We start from the raw sequence: 21,171 nt of genomic DNA on the forward strand, positions 1-21,171 counted from the left end.
AATTAGCTGTCGTTGCGCCAGGCGGCGGGGCGTTTTTCTAAAAATGCACTCAAGCCTTCCTGACCTTCATCCGAAACCCGAATTTTTGCAATGGCTTCGATGGTGTGTTTTCGTACCGAGGCGTCAATAGGGCGTGAGCCCACATTAGCGATAAGTGACTTGCAGGCATCCAGCGCCTGCGGGCTATTATTAAGCAGCGCGTCCAGCCATTCGGCTAATGCCGGTTCAAAGTCATCGACAATGCGGTGTACCAGTCCCAGTGCCAGCGCCTGCTCGGCAAAGAAACGTTCAGCCGTCAGCATATAACGGCGTGATTGCCGTTCGCCAATGGCTTTAACCACATACGGACTGATGACTGCCGGAATTAAACCGATTTTGACTTCGCTTAAGCAAAAACTGGTTTTAGGTTGCGCCAGCACCATATCGCAACACGCTGCTAAGCCAACAGCGCCACCAAATGCAGCCCCCTGAACCAGGGCAATGGTAGGTTTAGACAATTCATCTAACCGTTGCATGAGTAAGCTTAATTCGCCGGCATCATCAATATTTTGCTGGTAATCTTTGTCAGCCATGGAGCGCATCCAGTTAAGGTCAGCGCCGGCAGAAAAGTTTTTGCCTGCAGATTGCAGTACCAGAACACGCACCGCGTCATCGTTTTCTGCACTATTTAATGCCTCGATAAGTTCCGCGATCATGACATCGTCAAACGCATTATGTACGTCGGGACGGTTAAGGCTTAATCGCGCAACGCCCCGGGCGTCAACCTGATAACTTGTATATTGGCTCATCAGTCGGGCTCCGATTACATGCGGAAGACGCCGAAGCGGCTGTCTTCGATCGGTGCATTTAACGACGCGGCAATACTAAGGCCTAGAACGTCGCGCGTCTGCGCAGGGTCAATAATGCCATCATCCCATAAGCGTGCCGACGCATAATAGGGGTGCCCCTGCTGTTCGTACTGGTCGACAATCGGTTGCTTGAGCTTTTGCTCTTGCTCGTCACTCATCGACTCGCCTTTGCGGGCCAGGTTATCTTTGGTTACCTGCGCCATGACACCGGCAGCTTGCTCACCACCCATAACCGAGATACGTGCGTTTGGCCACATAAACATCATGGTTGGGTCATAAGCACGGCCACACATACCGTAGTTGCCGGCGCCATAGCTACCACCGATTAACACGGTAAACTTGGGCACCTGTGCACAAGAAACGGCCATGACCATCTTAGCACCGTGTTTGGCAATGCCTTCGGCTTCATACTTTTTCCCGACCATAAAGCCGGTAATATTCTGTAAAAACACCAGCGGAATTTTGCGCTGCGCGCACAGCTCGATAAAGTGAGCGCCTTTTTGCGCGCTTTCCGAGAATAAAATGCCATTGTTAGCAACAATACCTACCGGATAACCATGAATGCGGGCAAACCCGGTTACCAACGTATTACCATAGTTGGCTTTGAATTCGTCAAAGTCAGAATCGTCAACGACACGGGCTATTACCTCGTGGACGTCATAGGGTTTGCGCAGATCAGTACCGACAATGCCGTATAACTCTTTGCTGTCGTAGCGCGGCGGTTTAACCTCGCGACGATCGAGTTCGGTTGGTTTAGGACGGTTCAATCGAGCTACTGAGCGACGTGCCAATGCCAGCGCGTGTTCGTCGTTATGCGCAAAATGATCGGCCACGCCCGAGATACGGGTGTGTACATCGGCGCCGCCGAGTTCTTCGGCAGAAACTTCTTCACCGGTTGCCGCTTTAACCAGTGGCGGACCTGCGAGGAAGATAGTGCCTTGTTCTTTTACAATCACACTTTCATCAGCCATCGCAGGTACATAGGCGCCGCCGGCAGTACATAAGCCCATGACCACCGCAATTTGCGGAATACCCTTGGCTGACATGTTGGCCTGATTAAAGAAAATACGGCCGAAATGTTCTTTATCGGGGAATACTTCGTCCTGACGCGGCAGGTTAGCACCACCCGAATCGACTAAATAGATGCAGGGCAGGTGACAGCGCTCGGCAATTTCCTGCGCGCGAAGATGCTTCTTAACCGTTAGCGGATAATAAGTCCCGCCTTTAACCGTGGCATCATTAGCAACGATCATGCACTCGACGCCCTCGACCATGCCAATGCCGGCAACGACGCCAGCTGACGGAACATAATCATCGTAGCAGTCCCAGGCAGCGAATTGGCCAATTTCTAAAAACGGCGAGCCGGCATCAAGCAACTTGTTGATACGGTCACGGGGCAGTAACTTACCCCGTGACAGGTGGCGTTCCTGATATTTGGGGCCACCACCTTGTTTGATTTGCGCGACTTTTTGTTGCAGGTCATCGACCACACCTTGCATGGCCGTGTGATTGGTTTTGAACTGCTCGTCGCGGGTATTAACTTTACTGGTTAAAATCGCCACGGTTGCTCCTTATTTGGATTCGCTGAATAGCTCGCGACCAATCAGCATGCGACGGATTTCGGATGTACCGGCACCAATTTCATAGAGTTTTGCATCACGCAGCAGGCGCCCGGTTGGATACTCGTTAATGTAACCATTACCACCCAACAGCTGAATGGCATCCAGCGCTAACTGGGTTGCTAATTCGGCTGAGTACAGAATAGCACCGGCGGCATCTTTACGCGTGGTTTCGCCGCGGTCACATGACTGTGCAACGGCATAAACGTAAGCGCGCGCGGCATTGGTGCGGGTATACATGTCCGCCACCTTGCCTTGCACTAGCTGGAATTCGCCAATCGCTTTACCAAATTGTGTACGGTCATGTACATACGGCACCACGGTATCCAGACAGGCTTGCATGATACCTAACGGACCTGCCGCAAGTACGGCACGTTCATAATCCAGACCGCTCATAAGAACTTCGACACCGCCATTATATTCACCAAGGATATTCTCAGCCGGTACTTCAGCATCTTCGAATACCAATTCACAGGTATTAGAACCGCGCATACCTAATTTATCCAGTTTCTGCGCTTGCGAGAAGCCGGGGGTACCTTTTTCTACGATAAATGCGGTGATACCGCGTGAATTTTTCTCTGGGTCGGTTTTTGCGTAAATAACAAAAACGTCAGCATCCGGGCCATTGGTAATCCACATTTTGTTGCCGTTCAAGACGAACTTGTCGCCTTTTTTCTCGGCTTTAAGCTTCATGCTGACGACGTCAGAGCCAGCGTTTGGCTCACTCATTGCCAACGCACCGACGTGTTCACCGGTACAGAGTTTAGGTAAGTATTTTTGTTTTTGCTCGTCGTTGCCGTTACGGGCAATTTGGTTTACACACAAGTTAGAGTGTGCACCATAGCTTAAACCAACCGATGCAGATGCGCGGCTGATTTCTTCCATCGCGATAACGTGTTCCAGGTAACCCATACCTGAACCACCGTATTGTTCATCGACCGTTAGCCCTAACAGCCCCATGTCACCCAATTTGCGCCACAAATCGCCGGGGAACTCATTTTTTTCGTCGATTTCCGCTGCGCGCGGCGCTATTTCGGCGCGTGCAAAGGCATTAACCTGCTCACGCAGCATATCGGCGGTTTCACCCAGACCAAAATTGAAGGTGGTGTACTGACTGATCATAAAGACTCCTGAAATTAAACTTCTTTTACCGACGGTTTGATGTTTTCCAGTTCATCCTGACAGCGTTGTTCCAGGCCGGTCAGTTCCGTCAGCAATACGTTGATATCTTCCATTTGCTGTCGCAGCGAGTGTTTTTTCTCTGCGATAAGTTCCAAAACTTTTTGCAGTTGAGCGGCCGAACTATTGTCGGCGTCGTAAAGCTCGAATAAGCGTCGCGTCTCGGCTAATGAAAAGCCCAGTCGTTTACCGCGCAATACCAGCTTTAAACGAACTCTGTCTTTGTTGGTATAGATGCGATGCTGCCCCTGCCGCTTGGGCGAGAGCAAGCCTTCGTCTTCGTAAAAGCGAATGCTGCGGGTGGTAATGTCAAATTGTTTTGCCAATTCGCCGATCGTATAAGTTATTTTATTGCTCATCAGACTTGCTTTTTGGATGTCCTAAGATCTAAGCTTAGAGGAAGTTTACGTTAACGTAAAGTGCAAATCAGCCGTATTTGGAGGAAGAATGTCGAGCGACGCTATTGTCATCGTGGCCGCTAACCGCACGCCGATGGGCGGTTTTCAGGGCAGTTTAAGTGAAGTTAGTGCGCCCAACCTGGGTGCTACCGCTATTAAAGCCGCATTGAACAACAGCGGGTTGTCAGCCGAAGATGTTTCGGAAGTCATTATGGGTAATGTACTGCCCGCAGGCTTGGGTCAGGCACCCGCGCGCCAGGCAATGCTTTACGCGGGTCTGCCGCGCTCGACAGGCGCTACCACCATTAATAAAGTGTGTGGCTCTGGTCTTAAGGCAGCGATGCTCGCGCACGACTTAATTAAAGCGGGTTCGGCAGATGTTGTCGTTGCCGGAGGCATGGAAAGCATGTCTAACGCGCCGTACATGTTGCCAAAAGGGCGCAGCGGCTATCGTATGGGTCATGGCCAGGTGCTGGACCATATGATGCTTGATGGGCTGGAAGATGCCTACGAGCATCAGGCAATGGGCTGTTATGCGCAAACCACCGCTGATGACTACGGTCTTAACCGTGAAGCAATGGATGATTTTGCCATTAACTCCTTGACCAAGGCTCAAAAAGCCATCAAAGACGGTCTGTTTAACGGCGAAATCACACCGGTGACATATAGCACCCGCAAAGGTGATGTGACGGTAGACACCGACGAGCAACCGGGCAAAGCGCGGATGGACAAAATTCCTCAACTTAGACCTGCGTTTAAAAAGGACGGCACTATTACCGCGGCTAATTCAAGTTCCATTTCTGACGGTGCCGCGGCATTAATATTGATGCGCGAAAGCGAGGCGAAAGCCAAAGGTCTGACCCCATTGGCTCGCGTAATGGGTCATGCTACGCACTCGCAGGCGCCGGCAGAATTTACCGTTGCGCCGATTGGCGCGATGAACAGTCTGCTCAGCAAGCTGGACTGGCACAAAGACGACGTTGATCTATGGGAAATTAACGAAGCCTTTGCCATGGTCACGATGTTGGCGATTAACGAGATGAAACTGGATGCCAGTAAAGTTAACGTCCACGGTGGCGCCTGTGCCTTGGGTCACCCTATCGGTGCCAGCGGCGCACGTTTACTGGTAACACTGCTACATGCGCTTAAACAAACCGGTCAAAAGCGCGGTATTACCTCGCTGTGTATTGGTGGTGGCGAAGCCGTGGCACTCGCGGTCGAGATGCTTTAAGCGGCACGTAGCTGATTAACTCGTCCGGCGAGCCAGACGGCAAAAATAATGACAGCACCACCGATTAGCAGGCGACTGTAATCGGTGGTTTGTTGCCAAAATAGCACGTTGACGAGTATGCCCGCCGGGATTAGGGCGTTATTCATGGTAGCAAGTTGGCCGGTATTAACTTGTTTGCTGGCAATGTTCCAGCCCAGGTAACCCAGCCCGGAGGCGACAACGCCAAGCCATAGCAGGATGCCCCATTGCAGGGTAGACGAAGGCATTAGTTGGGCGTTGCCGAATAACGCAAAACCGATGGCAGCAACTACAGTGGCGCCAAAGAAAAACGCCGCAAATTGTTGTGTTTGGGCAAGTGCCGGGCCAGTTGGTAAACGTTTATAAGCAACCTGGCCTAAAGCAAAGCAGGCGTTGGCGGCCTGAATTAATAAAAAGCCGGTGACAAAATCGTCCGACAATGGTTGATAACGAATAACGGCTGCGCCAATAACAGAAATCGCAGCGGCCAGCCACCAAAGCAACGGCAGGTGGCGGCGATTTAAAATGAGTTCGTCGATGAGTGTGATGTAAAGCGGGGTGAAGATAGTGAACAACAACACCTCGGTGACGCTCAAATAGATAAACGCGTGGTACAAAAATAGGTACATGGTGCCAATTTGTATTGCGCCAATAGCGGCTAACTTGGCCAGTTGTGCGGGCTGCGAGCGTAAACTGCGCCAGCGGAAAAATGGCAAAATGGTGAGCAGTGCCAGTGCCATACGCACCAGAACGACAAAATAGCCGTCAACCTGGCCGGCCAGATAGACGCCAATCAAAGAAAAACTGGCGGCCCAGAGTAAAGTGATCAGTATGAGAAGAGTCATGCGTGGCTCACCAAATTAAATTTAAATCGTCCGACGACGTGTCAATGGGCGATAAGATAACACAACAAGAAGGTGAATTATGTCTAAGAAAGTGCCTCTGTATATCGACGGTGAATTTGTCGCGTCGAAGTCTGAACAGTGGATTCCGGTAACGAACCCGGCAACTCAGGAAGTTATTGCTGAAGCACCTTGCGCAACACAAAGCGAGATGGAAGCAGCGGTTGCCAGTGCCCGTGAAGCCTTCAAGACCTGGAAGGAAGTTGCGGTATCTGAGCGAGCGCGGGTAATGATGCGTTATCAGGCACTGTTAAAAGAGCACCATGACGAAATTGCCGAAATCCTGGCGCAGGAAACAGGCAAAACCTTTGAAGATGCCAAGGGTGATGTATGGCGCGGTATCGAAGTCGTTGAGCATGCGGCTAACATCCCTTCGCTGATGATGGGCGAGACGGTTGAAAACGTCGCGCGTTCTATCGATTCATACAGCTACACACAACCGCTGGGCATTTGCGCCGGCATTACGCCGTTTAACTTCCCGGCAATGATCCCGTTGTGGATGTTCCCGGTCGCGATTGCGGCAGGTAATACCTTTATTCTTAAGCCGTCTGAGCAAGACCCGTTAACGCCAACCCGTCTGGTTGAGTTATTTGAACAAGCAGGAGCGCCTAAAGGCGTGCTGCAAGTCTTGCATGGTGGTAAAGATCAGGTTGACTTTATTCTCGACCATCCGGAAATTCGCGCACTGTCATTTGTCGGTTCGGTCCCGGTTGCTGAGTATATTTATCGTCGCGGCACCGAAAATGGCAAACGGGTACAGGCCTTTGCCGGCGCTAAAAATCACTGTGTCATTATGCCGGATGCGAATAAACAGCAAGTAATTAATAACCTGGTGGGCTCGTCTGTAGGCGCTGCCGGTCAACGTTGCATGGCGATTTCGGTTGCGGTCTTTGTGGGCTCAGCGAAAGAGTGGATTCCGGAAGTGGCAGAAGCGATTGCGAAGGTTCGCCCGGGCGCCTGGAACGATGAAAACGCGGCCTATGGTCCGGTCATTAGTCCGCAAGCCAAAGAGCGCATCGAAAAAATCATTACCGAAGGCGAACAAGAAGGCGCCAAGCTACTGGTTGATGGGCGTAACTACGAAGTTGAAGGCTTACCTAAGGGTAACTGGGTTGGACCGACCGTATTCTCGGGTGTGACTCCGGATATGAATATTTATAAGACCGAAGTATTCGGCCCGGTACTGAGCATTACCGAAGTTGATACGCTGGAAGACGCACTGGAGATGGTTAATAACAATCCATACGGTAACGGCACCTCGATCTTTACCGCAAGCGGTGCCGCTGCGCGCAAATATCAGCACGAAGTCGAAGTGGGTCAGGTGGGTATCAACATTCCGATTCCGGTGCCACTGCCGTTCTTCTCGTTTACTGGCTGGAAGCGTTCATTCTTTGGCGATTTACATGCTTACGGTAAACAAGCTGTGCGTTTTTACACCGAGACTAAAACAGTCACCGCGCGCTGGTTCGAAAGCGATATCGAAGCCACCGGTCCAAACATGTCGATCCACCTGAAGTAAACGGGGTATTGCGATGAATTTTGAGTTAACCGAAGACCAACAAGCCTTTGTCGATACGGCAAAGGCATTTGCCGATAAAGAGCTGGCACCCTATGCAGCACAGTGGGACGAGGAGTCTCACTTTCCCATAGAGGTGTTTAAAAAAGCCGGTGAAATGGGCTTTATGGGTATGTACACCCCGGAAGACGCCGGTGGTTTTGGCATGAGCCGACTGGATGCGGCGCTGATATTTGAACAGCTGGCCGGTGGGTGCACCGCGACCACGGCGATGATGACCATTCATAACATGGTCAGCTGGATGATTGGCTCGTTTGGTCAGTCAGAGGTTGTGGAGCAGTGGGTACCGGAATTGGTAACAGGCGAAAAACTCGGTTCTTATTGTTTGACCGAGCCGGGTTCAGGCTCTGATGCTGCCAGCCTGCGAACCAGTGCCAAAAAAGACGGCGACGAGTACGTCATCAACGGCTCTAAAATGTTTATCTCCGGTGCCGGCTCAACCGATGTGTTAGTGGTGATGGCACGTACCGGTGAAGACGGCCCCAAAGGTATTTCAGCGTTTGTGGTACCTGCTGATGCTGAGGGTATCAGCTACGGCAAAAAAGAAGCGAAAATGGGCTGGAACGCCCAGCCAACACGTTTGGTCACTTTCGAAGATGTCCGTATTCCGGCAAAAAACTTGCTGGGCAGCGAAGGTGAAGGCTTTAAATTTGCCATGATGGGACTGGACGGTGGACGTATTAACATTGCCGTTTGTTCTGTTGGTACGGCGCAGGCGGCATTAAACACCGCTAAAGCGTACATGCAGGAACGCACCCAATTTGGTAAGCCGTTGGCGGCATTTCAGGCGCTGCAGTTTAAGTTAGCCGACATGGCGACTGAACTGGTGGCTGCACGTCAAATGGTGCGTCTGGCAGCATCAAAAGTTGATAATAATGATGCCGATAAAACCACCTACTGTGCGATGGCCAAACAGTTTGCTACCGATGTTGGCTTTAAGGTGTGTAACGAAGCACTGCAATTGCACGGCGGCTACGGTTACATCAAAGAATATCCGTTAGAACGCCATGTGCGTGACGTGCGTGTACATCAAATTCTCGAGGGCACTAACGAGGTGATGCGTCTAATCATTGGACGTCGTTTATTAGCCGACATCGACCGCGAAATTTTGTAAGGAGTTTCCATGCAAGACGTGGTATTGATCGAAGAAATCAACGCCGGTGAGAAAGTCATCGGCGTTGCCACATTAAATGCCGAAAAGTCACTTAATGCGCTGAGCCTGGCAATGGCCGAGAAATTGTTGCCCCAGTTAAAACAATGGGCTGACGATGATCGTGTCGCCTGTGTTTGGTTACAGGGCGCCGGCGAAAAAGCGTTCTGTGCCGGTGGTGACATCGTCGCGATGTATAAAGCCATGCAGGCCGAGCCGGGTAAGTTAGTCAGCGAAGTTGAGAACTTTTTCACCCAGGAATATCAACTGGATTATGCCATCCAAACCTTCCCTAAACCGCTAATTTGTTGGGCCGACGGGATTGTTATGGGCGGTGGTATGGGGCTGATGAATGGTGCCAGCCACCGCGTGGTTACCGATCGCTCTTTACTGGCGATGCCGGAAGTGACCATTGGTTTGTATCCGGACGTTGGAGCGACTTACTTTCTTAACCGCATGCCGCAGGGTTGTGGGTTATTTTTAGGTATGACCGGCGCCACCATGAATGCCAACGACGCGCTGTTTTTAAACCTTGCCGACCATTATCTGGGGCACAGCCATAAGCAAGCATTGCTGGAAAACCTGCAACAATTGCCGTGGGGTGACACAGGAGCCTTGAATAAACAAAAGGTAACCGACCTGCTCAACCAGATGGCCGCTGATGATGCGACGGACATGCCGGCCCCGCAGGTTGAACCAATGCATGCGCACATTAAGTCGCTGACTGCGGCTAACGACGTAACCGAGGTGGTCGCAGCAATTACAGCGGACACCACCGACGATAAATGGTTGAGCCGCGCGCGCAAAAATTTGGCCAATGGCTGTCCAATGACAGCTCACATTGTCTGGAATCAGTTACAACAGGGGCGTGACTTGTCTTTACCGGATTGCTTCCGGTTAGAGTTGACCTTGTCATGTAACTGCGCTGTTCGGGGCGATTTTGCCGAGGGTATCCGGGCGTTGTTAATCGACAAAGACAAGAACCCACAGTGGCAACATGCATCAGTCGCTGACGTTGATGCAGAGGATGTTGATGCCTTTTTTATGCCGCCCTGGGGCGATCGCACACATCCGTTGGCTAAACTCGAACACGTGCTTGAATCTGAGTAAAGCAACAGTTTAAAAAAGGAGTGCCGAACATGGCAACCGTAGCGTTTATTGGATTAGGTAATATGGGTGGGCCGATGGCGGCCAACCTGGCAAAAGCCGGACATCAGGTTAATGCCTTTGATTTGTCTGAAGCCGCCCTAAAAGCAGTGGAAGAAGCTGGCGCAAAAGCATTTAACAGTGCGAAGGACGCAATTAACGGCGTTGAGTTTGTGGTGTCGATGTTACCGGCTGACCATCACGTAGAAGGTGTTTACCTTGGTGATGATGGCTTGGTTAATTATTTAACCAAAGACCAGTTGGTGATTGATTGCAGTACTATCTCGTCAGAAGCCGCCATGTTTGTTGGCGGTGAGCTGGAAAAAGCCGGCATTGCCTTTATCGATGCACCGGTTTCCGGCGGTGTTGGTGGTGCTAAGGCCGGTACCCTGACGTTTATTTGTGGCGGCACAGAAAGCAATGTTGACCGTGCTCGTGTAGTGCTGAACGACATGGGTAAAAACGTATTCCGGGCCGGCGATGTTGGTGCCGGACAGATTGCTAAGATCTGTAACAACATGCTGTTATCCGTACTCATGGTAGGGACCTCAGAAGCCCTGCAGTTGGGTAAAGCCAATGGTCTGGACCCAAAAGTTTTGTCAGAAATTATGCTACAAAGCTCGGGACGTAACTGGACGCTGGAAGTTTATAATCCTTGTCCCGGTGTTATGGAGAACGTGCCATCGAGTAATGACTATCAGGGCGGTTTCCTGGTTGACTTGATGGCCAAGGATCTTGGCTTAGCGCAGCAAACTGCGCTAAAAGTCGGTGCTGCAACGCCGATGGGCGCGTTAACGCGTAACCTCTACCATAGCTGGTCACAGCAGGGTCATGGCCGCCAGGACTTTTCCAGTATTTTCAATTACGTTCAGCCAGCGCCAAAAAAGTAGTCAACAGGGGATTTATCTATGCAAGTTAAAAACAGTGTGATCGTCATCACCGGTGGAGCACAGGGGCTTGGCCTTGCCATGGCGGAAGACTTTGCTAAGCAGGGCGCCAAGCTCGCTCTTATCGACATTAACGGTGACGTATTAGGTGATGCGCAGGAACAATGCGAAAAGCTCGGCGCCGCTAAAGTTGTTGGTTACGAAGTTGATATTACCGATGAAGAGTCAGTAGAAACGGTATTTGAGCAAATTCAGCAGGAATTTGATGGTATCGATGTACTGGTTAACAACGCTGGCTTGCTTCGCGACGGTCTGTTAATTAAATTTAAAGACGGCGAATTGAAGCAAAAAATGCCATTGCAGCAGTTCCAGTCAGTGCTGGATGTCAACTTAACCGGTACCTTCTTGTGTGGTCGTGAAGCAGCTGCACAAATGGTAAAAGCCGGCAAAAAAGGCGTCATCATTAACATTTCCAGCGTTGCTCGTGCCGGTAACATCGGCCAGACCAACTATGCCGCAACTAAAGCCGGTGTGGTAGCGATGACAGTAACCTGGGCACGTGAACTCGGCCGTTATGGCATCCGTTGTGGCGCCATTGCACCGGGCTTTATCGAAACACCGATGACCGCCCAAATGAAACCCGAAGCGGTTGAACGAGCGTTATCTATGGTGCCGCTAAAACGTTGGGGTCAACCTAACGAAATCGCTCACAGCGCGCGTTATATTATCGAAAACGACTTCTTTAGTGGTCGTGTGGTCGAAATCGACGGCGGTGTGCGCTTGTAAGCACGATTTGTGTAAGCGATGCCATTAAAAGGCGTCTCTGTTATAGTGTCCGCATTCACTAGTGGCACCATGACAGAGGCGCTTTTTTTATGCACATGCGGTTAAAAACGATGAGGATAATAACTAACCATGCGTAAGTTACCGCCATTAAACGCGCTAAAATCGTTTGAAGTCGCTGCCCGCCATTTAAGCTTTACTAAAGCGGCGGAAGAACTGTTTGTGACTCAGGCGGCTGTCAGTCATCAGGTCAAAGCGCTGGAGGATTTTTTACAGCTCAAACTTTTTATCCGCCGTAACCGCTCGTTGTTGTTGACCGAAGAAGGGCAGGCCTATTACCTGCAGTTACGGGATATTTTTGAGCAATTAGTACAGGCGACCGATAAACTTCGCTTAGTTTCTGAGCGTGGCGCTCTGACCGTTTCGGTACCGCCCAGCTTTGCCATCTTATGGTTTGTACCGCGACTCAGTAGTTTCCGCGAAGAACACCCTGATATGGATATCCGCATTAAGGCAGTTGACGAAATCACCGGCTCACTGACTGATGACGTCGACGTTGCTATTTACTACGGCGATGGGCGCTGGCCACATGTTAAAAGTTACCGCTTACACAAAGAATATTTGTGGCCCGTTTGCTCGCCGCTGTTGATCGAACGCGCAGGTATTGAGCAGCCCGAAGACCTCCTGAAGCAGCCCTTATTGCATGACGAAACCCGTAATGCCTGGAAAGACTGGTTCGAAATGGTCGGTATTGATCAGTACCGCGGTGATAATGGTCCGGTTTTTAGTCACTCCAGCCTGGCTTTGCAAGCCGCAGTGCACGGGCAGGGGATTGCATTGGCTAACAATGTGCTGGCCAAGCCCGAAATTGACAGCGGCCATTTAGTCAGAGTTTTTCCGCAAGCCCTGCAGCGTAATAAAGCCTTTTATTTGGTATGTCGTGACAATCAGGCAGAAGTGGGTAAAATCGCGACCTTCCGGCAGTGGATACTGGACTTAGTAGAAAAAGAAGAGCAAGAGTTTAGCGAATGAGTTTAAGTCAGCAGGTACACTACCAGCAGCAAAATTTAGCTGGTCGGCAACGGATCGTTTTTTTGCATGGCTCCGGCGGCGGGCCCGATACCGCATTTATGAATTACTTTGCGGATAACTGCGTTGCCGCAGGTTACGAAGTGGTGCGCCCGGACTTCCCTTACTGGCAAAAAGTTCGCGAAACAGGCAAACCGCGCCCGCCAAATAAAATGCCGGTATTGGTCGATGCGATTGCCGAGCTGCTTAACACCTTGCAGCAAGACAATAAGCCGCTGGTATTGATGGGTAAATCGTTAGGCAGTCGGGTTATGTTACGCTTGGCCGAACAGCATAAACCGCACGCATTGGTGGCACTGGGCTTTCCTTTTAATCCGCCATCAAAGCCGCAAAATTCGCGCCTAGAGGAACTATCCATGGCGCAGGCTCCGGGGCTAATTTTGCAAGGTACGCGTGACCCCTTTAGTAAACCATTGCGGCAACAACCCTTTAATTTACCGGCAAACTGGCAGCTGCAGTGGTTGGAAGGCGCCGACCATGGCTTTGCAGCCACTAAAGCAAAATCGGCCCAGACACCGCTTATCTGGCAACAAGCCGCCGATGCCATACGAGGATTTATTGCATGAGCCAATTATTTTTGATTATTGCTGCGTTGTTAGGCGCGACAGGCGTTATGCTGGGCGCATTTGCCGCCCACGGACTGCGCGGCAGACTACCCGAGAACTTATTTAATGCGTTTGAAACGGGCGTAACCTATCAATCTTACCATGCGCTGGCTCTTATCGCGCTGGCGTTATGGTTAAAACAAACCAGCTCGCCATGGTTAGTTGCCAGCGGTTACCTGTGGCTGGCCGGGGTTGTATTATTTAGCGGCAGCCTTTATGCATTAGCACTGACCGGTATTAAATGGTTTGGCCCCATAACCCCTATCGGTGGGGTGTTGTTTATTTTAGGTTGGCTCGCTTTGCTAGTCGGCGCAGTAAAATTAGGAGCAGTGAGTTAAATGAGTGGCATTATTTTATTGTGTCGGGCAGGTTTTGAAAGCGACTGTGCGGCAGAAATACAGGATAAAGCAACCGAGCTGGGTATTTACGGCTATTGTCAGACCCAGCCTGATCAGGCTTACGTAACCTATCACTGTCAAGCCGAAGAAGCTGATCACATTGCCCGCAAACTGGCATTAAAAGAGCTGGTATTTGCCCGCGAAATGTTTGTACTGTTGAGCGCAATCAAACTCGCCGGCGTCGAAGATCGCGCCAGTGCGGTATTAGAGGCGTTGTTACCACACCAGGAGAGCTTTGCCCTGGCCGGCGATTTACGGGTCGAAACACCGGACACCAACGAAGCCAATCAACTCTCTAAGTTTTGTCGAAAATTCTCGGTACCGCTACGCCAAACGCTGCGCAAAGCCGAATTGCTAAGTAACAAGCCACTGGCTAAACGCCCCTTACTGCACGTGATGTTTGTTAACTCGGCACACGCATTAACGGGTTATTCATACAGTTATAATCAAACCCCACATGTTGGTGGTATCCTGCGCTTAAAAATGCCCAAAGACGGGCCGAGTCGTTCAACCTTAAAACTCGATGAAGCATTTCAGGTTTTTGTCCCCGAACACGAACGCGACAAGCGCATTCAAGCCGGTATGAAAGCCGTGGACTTAGGCGCCGCTCCCGGTGGCTGGACTTATCAATTAGTGCGCCGTGACATGATGGTTCAAGCCGTCGATAATGGCCCCATGGCGGATTCCCTGATGGAAACCGGGCAGGTTCAACACATCAAAGAGGATGGCTTCAAATTCCGGCCTAAGCGCAAAAATATCAATTGGTTAGTCTGCGATATGGTCGAGAAACCCGCACGAGTTGGCGAGCTAATGACAAGCTGGTTACTGGAAGGCGATTGTCAGGAAGCAATTTTTAACCTGAAACTTCCAATGCGCCAACGCTACGCCGCGGTTAAAGAGTACCTGGCACAAATTACCGAGCAACTACAAACGCACGGAACCAAGCCCTTCGAGATACAGGCCAAACATTTGTACCACGATCGCGAGGAAATCACGGTTCACTTACGTTGGTTGCCTAAATCCTAAATATAGCATGCGCTTGAAAACCATAAGCGGCAGCGTCGGTGGAGTCAGCGGTTAGGTCTAGTGATGTAGGCGGTGGATTGCTAAGCGGGGGTGTCTGCAGCCAGGGATGGCTGCAGACAAGCACCCAGGGATGGGTTTACGGCGTCCCTCGCTTAGTAACCACCGCTTGCATCGCTAAAGACCTAACCGCTGCCTTCAGCGACGCTGCTGTCCCCCGGGTTTCGAGCGCTATAGCCGCTCAATAACCGCGTCAGTAAAGTCGGTGGTACCGTGACTGCCACCCAGGTCGCGCGTGGTGCGGTCGCCGGATTCGATGACGTCAGCTAGTGCTTTGACAATTTTGTCGGCTTGCTCTGACATACCCAGGTATTCCAGCATTTGTACTGATGCCAGGATGACGGAGCTTGGGTTGGCCAGGTTTTTGCCGGCGATATCCGGGGCTGAACCGTGAACGGCTTCGAAGATCGCACAGTCTTTGCCGATATTTGCTCCCGGAGCCATGCCTAAACCGCCAACTAAGCCTGCGCACAAGTCAGACACGATATCGCCGAACAAGTTAGTGGTGACAATAACGTCGAAGTCTTCCGGGTTCATGACCAGACGCATGCAGGCGGCGTCGACGATCATTTCGGCTGATTCGATATCCGGATATTCTTCGGCAATTTCGCGTGCGACTTTCAGGAATAGGCCGGAGGTTGATTTAAGAATATTAGCCTTGTGTACTGCGGTGACTTTTTTACGGCCTTCGCGTTGGGCTAGTTCGTAAGCAAAACGAACAATGCGCTCAGCACCCTGGCGGGTGATTTTACTCATTGCCTCGGCTTCTGAGCCGTCTTCTGATACTTTCTGCCCTAATCCTGAGTACATGCCCTCGGTATTTTCGCGAACGGTAATAATATCGATATTGTCGTAGCGCGCTTGCGTACCTTTAAAGGATTTGACCGGACGCAGGTTGGCATACAAACCAAACTGCTTGCGCAGGCTCACGTTAATCGAGGTAAAACCTTCAACCACTGGTGTTGTTAGGGGACCTTTAAGGGTAATGCCATTGCGTTTTATCGCGTCGAGGGTGTTTTGTGGCAATAGTTCACCGGTTTTTTCTAACGCGGTCAGGCCGGCGTCGACAAATTCGTAATCGAAGTCACAGCCGACTTTGGTCAGAATTTTAATCGCTGAATCGACGATGTCCGGACCGATGCCGTCGCCGGGAATAACGGTAATTTTTGTACTCATAATGGTTCCTATATCCGTGTTACTGCATTACAACAGCGGGAGGTTTTTTTACGGCCTTTTTCTGCGGCAAAGTCTAGCACTGAAGGCTGTTGCAGACCAGTTAACTACTATCACTGAAATTGATTATAACTATACTTTTGGTAAATAAGTTAACGAGACGCGGATAACTCGGTCAACGGGCAATAAGGCAAACTTTTAGCGGTGGCTTCCGCCAACGCGCGATCGACTGAGCTGCTATCCAGTTTTAGCCGCGTCATGGCATCCGAGAATTGTTGTTTGGTCTGGTTGCTAAAAGCGGCATTTGGATGGAATACCCGCAACACCAGTAGATTGCAGATTCCCATTAAGGCAACCAGCGGATGGTCACTGTTGCCATCTACCAACATATGTAATTGTTTTTCTAATTGCCAGCGGGCGATGAGCTGACGCGCCAGACGCTGCTCGCCAACGGTGGTTTTAGTGTTATCGTTCAGACCAAGCCAACTGTGTTTAGTTAAACTATTTATTTGCTTTACGTCGGGCCAGTGTGATGCTCGCAATAGGCTGGGTTCACGAAATAAATCGGCGGCGGTGAGCAACGTCAGCAGTGGTGCCGGTGTTGGCAGCGGTGTTTTATTTGCGCGACTGAGTGCCGACAGAAGCTCAGTCAGTAAATTGAGCCGCTGCATTAATGACTGCTGCAGAGGTACCCGCTGTTGCATAAACTGCTGTTGCAGGGATGCCGTTGCTAATACGACTGAGGCTTTGGTGCCGCCCAACCATAAGTACAAATGTTTAAGGTCCATGCGCCAGGGGTCATTAGCCTGAAGATTTTCCTGAGCTGCAGCCATCCGAATACTCTCTGCCAGCAGCGGGCGTTGCTGAATGTGCCGGATAACCGGCGCCAGAGCGCCGCTACCGCTAGTATAACGTTTTATCGCCGATAGCAGCGGTTTCGGGGCTTTAAAGCTAACACTCGGAAGGTTCTGGTTCAGGGCACGGATATAGTCGAGTTGTTTCAGTATGTCATTATTTGGGTTGATGTCTGCCAACTGCCAGTTTTGGCATTCATTCGCGGTGATGCGCGTTAGCTTTTGGCGTTGCGCATCAAAGGTAAGCCAGCCGTCTGCTTCAGTTGTAAGCAGATAGCGTTGCTGTCCACTGGTGGTATTTTCCAGCAGCGCGCCTGTAGCCATTGTCGGCGGGCTGTTTAATTGCCTGGCGAACAACCAATAGCGGAAGCGGTATGGGCCGGTTAACAGTTGGCTGATCCCTTCAACGTCAGCTTCCAGTCGGGCATCAGCCAGGCACAATACCCACTGACAAAAATAATAACTATCGCTGGTACTGTTTACTTGCTGAGATTTAAATGCAGCGCACCATAGCGGCTGTTTTAAGCCAAGATCCTGCCATTTAGACAATGAGTCGTTTAGCGCGCGACAAATCACAGCAGCTGCCAGCACCCGTCGGGAGTGGGTATGAAGCTGTAATTGAATGGCTAGTTTCATGGCATCGACGGCGGCAACTATTGCGCGGGCACTGCTTTTATCTAGCTGATAATCGGGCAGGTGATACACCAATAGCTCTGGATAGCGATGGCGGCTATATTCGCTATCCAGTTGTTGTACCCATTGATAAATCGTAGCCGGCGTTGCTGATTGGAACGCTGATACTGCGCTTTCAATCAGTGCCTGTGAACGACTCATTGCAGTTCCTGATAGTCCTGATAGGCGTCATTTCCCCAGCCTACTAATTCGTTATCACGGAATAGCAGTGGGGTGCATTCATCCTTGGTGGTAATGCCGTCTGAGGTAACGTGATGCGTGCGGTAAAACAAAACCTGATGAGCACCGTTTGAGGTCTCTTTAGCTTCGTTAATATCCGGTGACCCCAGCATGCGAATAACATCGTCTTTACTCATACCAAACTCGAGTTGACCGATTTGCTTCGCATTGTAGGTTTCGCGCTCTTGCCACTTCATATCAGCGGGGTCAGCCTGGTAAAAAAACAGTACCAGGCCCACCACCGCAAGATAAGCGAAAATGCCGCCTGCAATGAGTAATACGATTTTACGCATGTGATCAGGCCTTAGTTACTCGGTCACAACTTTATAACACGGGTGATAAACCGAGCCGGGTAACTTCATTCGACCTTGCTCAACAAAGGCACGCAGTAATTCGTCCAGACGCTTCATCAGTGAGCGCTCGCCATTGATGGTAAACACACCGTGTTTACGGATCTGGCGAATACCTTCGTCTTTAACATTACCCGCGACAATCGCTGAAAACGCGCGGCGCAAATCGGCAGCAAGACGTTCTTTGGGCTGGTCGGGGTGTAAATTCAATGACGCAACGTTCTCATGTGTCGGTGCAAACGGACGCTGAAATTCTTCGTCAATTTTAAGCGTCCAGTTAAAGTAATAGGCATCGCCTGAGTCACGACGATACTGCTTAACAGCAGCCATACCCGCGTGCATGTGCTGAGCGACTGCAGCAGGGTCGTCAATGATAATGCGGTACAGATCTTTGGCTTCGTCACCGATAGTGGCGCCAATAAACTCATCCAGTGCATCAAAGTAAGCACGTGATGATTCAGGACCGGTTAAAATGACCGGCAGGCTTTGGCGCTTGTTATCAGGATGCATCAAAATACCCAACAGATAGAGCAGTTCTTCTGCGGTACCTGCGCCACCCGGGAAAATTACAATGCCGTGTGCTGAGCGCACAAAGGCTTCCAGACGCTTTTCGATATCCGGCAAAATAACTAATTCGTTAACGATCGGGTTCGGTGGCTCGGCCGCGATGATGCCCGGCTCAGTCAGTCCCAAATAGCGACCATCGCTGATACGTTGTTTCGCATGCCCGATGGTGGCGCCTTTCATAGGGCCTTTCATGGCGCCGGGGCCACAACCAGTACAAATGTTCAGTCCACGCAAGCCCAGATGGTAACCCACTTGCTTGGTGTATTTGTATTCCACCTCGTTAATGGAATGACCACCCCAGCAAACAACCATGCTCGGTTCTTGCATCGGTTTGAGGGTGCGAGCGTTGCGCAGAATGTCAAACACCACGTGCGTTAAGGTCGCGCTGTCTGCGGCCTGTAGTTCTGCTTCTGAGTAGCGTTCACCAGTAAAGAGGATATCGCGCAATACCGATTCAAGTAATTCACGAATACCGGCAATAACTTCACCGTCAACAAACGCCTCTTCGGGGGGCTCAATCAGTTCAAGTTTAATGCCCCGTTCTTTACGGATGATATTAACCTGAAAATCTTTGTAGGCATCGTATATATCAGCACTGCTGTCGGTATGGCTGCCGGCGTTCAATACCGCCAGGCAACAATTACGGAATAACTTATATAATTGACTATTAGAAGATTCTTTTAATCGTTCGATTTCGAGTTGTGATAGCAGGGACATGCTGCCCTGCGGAGAAATGCTTGCTCTCATGCTTATGACTTACTCCTGTTTAACCAGGGCGCAGTCGCAACGTCTTTTATTTACGCTGTTAGAATTTGATCCCGACCGCGCCGCTTGGCTTCATATAGTGCCTTATCGGCTGCTTCAAAAACAGTCACTACCGTGTCACTGCTTTGCAAAAATTGTGCAACGCCTATGGATACCGTGATGCGTATATCGTCGTTTTTAAATTTAAACGGGATATGACTAATTTTCTCACGGGCTGCTTCCAGTCGTTGTACTGCGTCCTTTAGTTGTGTCTGCGGGAAAATAATAACAAACTCTTCGCCGCCATAACGACAGACAAAGTCAGATGATTTAACTGACTTGCGCAACATGCTGGCGAGCACCTGTAGTGTTTTATCGCCGGCTATGTGGCCAAAATTATCATTAATGCGTTTAAAGTGGTCAATATCCGCGACCGCGATACACAGGGGTTCTTTATAGCGCGTCCAGCGTTCAAATTCCACCTCCAATCGTTCTTCGAATGCTGCGCGGTTGGGGAGTTTTGTTAACGCATCTTGTAAACTTTTGAACTTTTGCTCGGCCAGCTGGCGTTTATATTGCTCAATTTGGCGCTCCAGATGTTTCATGCGTCCGGCGGCTTTTGCGTACTGCTGCTCAAAATTTCGGCGCTCATCCTGCTCCAGGCTGAACTTTTGCTGCAGCGCCTGATTAATGGAACGCATGTGTTCACTGACTTGTGTTTTTAATTCAGCCAGTTGTGTAGCCGACTGGACCGAGTCATTCAACTGCTTCATATTGGATTGCAGCTGTTGATTGAGTTCACCTGATTTAACGTCGAACTCGCCGCGCATCTCAAGCGTGTTTTGTAACGCCCCCTGAACCAGCCCCAGCGTTTGATTCAGCTCTAACAGAAAGCTTTGGGCCGATTGTCGTTCATCGTTAATGGTTTTAAAAATCTGTTTGATTAACTGCAGCGTGAGTTCAGTAAACTGTGCCGTGGTCAGCGGCTTGGCCAGTTGCACCTTAATTCGTTGGACTAATTGACCGGTTGCGCCATCAAATTCTACCTGCGCCAGTAATTCAAGCAGGGCTTTGGTGGGGGGCTTTTGTTCGTCGTCTGAGGCATAGCCGACAATTTCTGCGGCGGACTCTGTAAACAGGTTAAGTAACCCAAGCAAAATAGGAATGTAATGACTGACCGCTATACTCGGCGAGTCCATCTGCTCTTCCAGCTTGGCTAATTCCGTTCGTAATGACTTTGGAAGCTTTTGTTGGCGCAGATAATCTAAGGTTTCGTTTGCCTGCTGATTGGTTTGCTTGAGCTGGCGTTGAACCGTCACCGTATGGCGCTGAATGATTTGGTGTGCATCTTCTATAGCAGATTCTAACTCAGCCATACCGGCGTTGCGTTGTAGTAGCCCCCGCAATTTAACCAGTTTGTTGTCTAACTCGTGGTCCTGGCCTGAGCAGGCGTGTGTCAGCTTAACGATTAAGTCTGACAGCACCTGATAGTCATGATTGTAGGTGTCTTCCAGTTGTTTTCGCGACTGCGCGTTTTGTTGCAGGCGCTTACTTAACTGATCGATTTTTTCTTCATTCGTATAGGAGTTATTCAAAGTCAGGCCTTACTTTTTTGACTGAGCAGTACAACAGATAACAATGCCTAGTATACGTTATTTG

20 protein-coding genes are annotated in these 21,171 nt (G+C 50.4%); 10 read left to right on the forward strand and 10 right to left on the reverse strand.

What is annotated here, in order from left to right; all coding sequences use genetic code 11:
* Positions 1–2 precede the first annotated feature (2 nt).
* The 4 genes from DEU29_RS11600 to DEU29_RS11615 are packed head-to-tail and all read right to left on the reverse strand — an operon-like array spanning position 3 to position 4,005.
* Entirely contained in the window at positions 3–788 is a 786-nt protein-coding gene (locus tag DEU29_RS11600) for an enoyl-CoA hydratase-related protein (protein ID WP_133540523.1), read from the reverse strand.
* A gap of 14 nt (positions 789–802) precedes the next feature.
* Positions 803–2,410 carry a carboxyl transferase domain-containing protein gene (locus tag DEU29_RS11605; protein ID WP_133540524.1) on the reverse strand — a complete coding sequence of 536 codons (1,608 nt, stop codon included), beginning with the start codon at positions 2,408–2,410 and terminating at the stop codon, positions 803–805.
* 9 nt (positions 2,411–2,419) lie between these two features.
* Positions 2,420–3,589 carry an isovaleryl-CoA dehydrogenase gene (locus DEU29_RS11610; RefSeq protein ID WP_133540525.1) on the reverse strand — a complete coding sequence of 390 codons (1,170 nt, stop codon included), beginning with the start codon at positions 3,587–3,589 and terminating at the stop codon, positions 2,420–2,422.
* A 14-nt stretch (positions 3,590–3,603) separates the two neighbouring features.
* Positions 3,604–4,005 carry a MerR family transcriptional regulator gene (locus DEU29_RS11615; protein WP_133540526.1) on the reverse strand — a complete coding sequence of 134 codons (402 nt, stop codon included), beginning with the start codon at positions 4,003–4,005 and terminating at the stop codon, positions 3,604–3,606.
* An 88-nt stretch (positions 4,006–4,093) separates the two neighbouring features.
* Between DEU29_RS11615 and DEU29_RS11620 the strand changes: the two genes are divergently transcribed.
* Positions 4,094–5,275, forward strand: coding sequence for an acetyl-CoA C-acyltransferase (locus DEU29_RS11620; RefSeq protein ID WP_133540527.1), 1,182 nt, complete (start codon positions 4,094–4,096; stop codon positions 5,273–5,275).
* Here the strand turns inward: DEU29_RS11620 and DEU29_RS11625 are convergent.
* Positions 5,272–6,138, reverse strand: a complete 867-nt coding sequence (locus DEU29_RS11625) for an EamA family transporter (protein WP_133540528.1) — start codon at positions 6,136–6,138, stop codon at positions 5,272–5,274. The genes DEU29_RS11620 and DEU29_RS11625 overlap by 4 nt on opposite strands.
* A gap of 79 nt (positions 6,139–6,217) precedes the next feature.
* Here DEU29_RS11625 and DEU29_RS11630 point away from each other — a divergent pair, with 79 nt between their 5' ends.
* From DEU29_RS11630 to rlmM, 9 genes are all read left to right on the forward strand, one after another.
* Positions 6,218–7,714 carry a CoA-acylating methylmalonate-semialdehyde dehydrogenase gene (locus DEU29_RS11630; RefSeq protein WP_133540529.1) on the forward strand — a complete coding sequence of 499 codons (1,497 nt, stop codon included), beginning with the start codon at positions 6,218–6,220 and terminating at the stop codon, positions 7,712–7,714.
* A gap of 13 nt (positions 7,715–7,727) precedes the next feature.
* On the forward strand, positions 7,728–8,885 hold the full coding sequence (locus DEU29_RS11635; protein ID WP_133540530.1) for an acyl-CoA dehydrogenase family protein: 1,158 nt from the start codon (positions 7,728–7,730) through the stop codon (positions 8,883–8,885).
* A gap of 9 nt (positions 8,886–8,894) precedes the next feature.
* A complete protein-coding gene (locus tag DEU29_RS11640) occupies positions 8,895–10,031 on the forward strand; it encodes an enoyl-CoA hydratase/isomerase family protein (RefSeq protein ID WP_133540531.1) in 1,137 nt (378 codons plus the stop codon).
* Positions 10,032–10,060: 29 nt separating this feature from the next.
* Positions 10,061–10,957: a 3-hydroxyisobutyrate dehydrogenase gene (gene mmsB / locus DEU29_RS11645; RefSeq protein WP_133540532.1), complete on the forward strand. Its 897-nt coding sequence runs from the start codon at positions 10,061–10,063 to the stop codon at positions 10,955–10,957.
* Positions 10,958–10,975: 18 nt separating this feature from the next.
* Complete coding sequence (locus DEU29_RS11650; RefSeq protein WP_133540533.1) at positions 10,976–11,740, forward strand: SDR family oxidoreductase; 765 nt, start codon at positions 10,976–10,978, stop codon at positions 11,738–11,740.
* 129 nt (positions 11,741–11,869) lie between these two features.
* On the forward strand, positions 11,870–12,769 hold the full coding sequence (locus DEU29_RS11655) for a transcriptional regulator GcvA (protein ID WP_133540534.1): 900 nt from the start codon (positions 11,870–11,872) through the stop codon (positions 12,767–12,769).
* On the forward strand, positions 12,766–13,392 hold the full coding sequence (locus DEU29_RS11660) for an alpha/beta fold hydrolase (protein ID WP_133540535.1): 627 nt from the start codon (positions 12,766–12,768) through the stop codon (positions 13,390–13,392). The genes DEU29_RS11655 and DEU29_RS11660 overlap by 4 nt, the downstream gene beginning before the upstream one ends.
* The gene (locus tag DEU29_RS11665) at positions 13,389–13,769 is read left to right on the forward strand and encodes a DUF423 domain-containing protein (RefSeq protein WP_133540536.1); all 381 of its coding nucleotides are present in this window, start codon (positions 13,389–13,391) and stop codon (positions 13,767–13,769) included. Before DEU29_RS11660 ends, DEU29_RS11665 begins: the two co-directional genes overlap by 4 nt.
* On the forward strand, positions 13,770–14,855 hold the full coding sequence (gene rlmM / locus DEU29_RS11670) for a 23S rRNA (cytidine(2498)-2'-O)-methyltransferase RlmM (protein WP_133540537.1): 1,086 nt from the start codon (positions 13,770–13,772) through the stop codon (positions 14,853–14,855). It begins immediately after the preceding gene.
* Between the two features lie 228 nt (positions 14,856–15,083).
* Here rlmM and DEU29_RS11675 read toward each other — a convergent pair whose 3' ends face one another.
* The 5 genes from DEU29_RS11675 to DEU29_RS11695 form a co-directional block, all read right to left on the reverse strand.
* Positions 15,084–16,088 carry an isocitrate dehydrogenase gene (locus DEU29_RS11675; protein ID WP_133540538.1) on the reverse strand — a complete coding sequence of 335 codons (1,005 nt, stop codon included), beginning with the start codon at positions 16,086–16,088 and terminating at the stop codon, positions 15,084–15,086.
* A 149-nt stretch (positions 16,089–16,237) separates the two neighbouring features.
* The gene (locus DEU29_RS11680) at positions 16,238–17,773 is read right to left on the reverse strand and encodes a hypothetical protein (protein ID WP_133540539.1); all 1,536 of its coding nucleotides are present in this window, start codon (positions 17,771–17,773) and stop codon (positions 16,238–16,240) included.
* Positions 17,770–18,144 carry a DUF3192 domain-containing protein gene (locus tag DEU29_RS11685; protein ID WP_133540540.1) on the reverse strand — a complete coding sequence of 125 codons (375 nt, stop codon included), beginning with the start codon at positions 18,142–18,144 and terminating at the stop codon, positions 17,770–17,772. The genes DEU29_RS11680 and DEU29_RS11685 overlap by 4 nt, the downstream gene beginning before the upstream one ends.
* 15 nt (positions 18,145–18,159) lie before the next feature.
* A complete protein-coding gene (ppnN, locus tag DEU29_RS11690) occupies positions 18,160–19,515 on the reverse strand; it encodes a nucleotide 5'-monophosphate nucleosidase PpnN (protein WP_133540541.1) in 1,356 nt (451 codons plus the stop codon).
* A 50-nt stretch (positions 19,516–19,565) separates the two neighbouring features.
* The gene (locus tag DEU29_RS11695) at positions 19,566–21,107 is read right to left on the reverse strand and encodes a GGDEF domain-containing protein (RefSeq protein WP_133540542.1); all 1,542 of its coding nucleotides are present in this window, start codon (positions 21,105–21,107) and stop codon (positions 19,566–19,568) included.
* Between the last annotated feature and the right edge of the window lie 64 nt (positions 21,108–21,171).

Origin of the sequence: Idiomarina aquatica, from assembly GCF_004362895.1 — a bacterium.
Classification (GTDB): Bacteria; Pseudomonadota; Gammaproteobacteria; order Enterobacterales; family Alteromonadaceae; genus Idiomarina.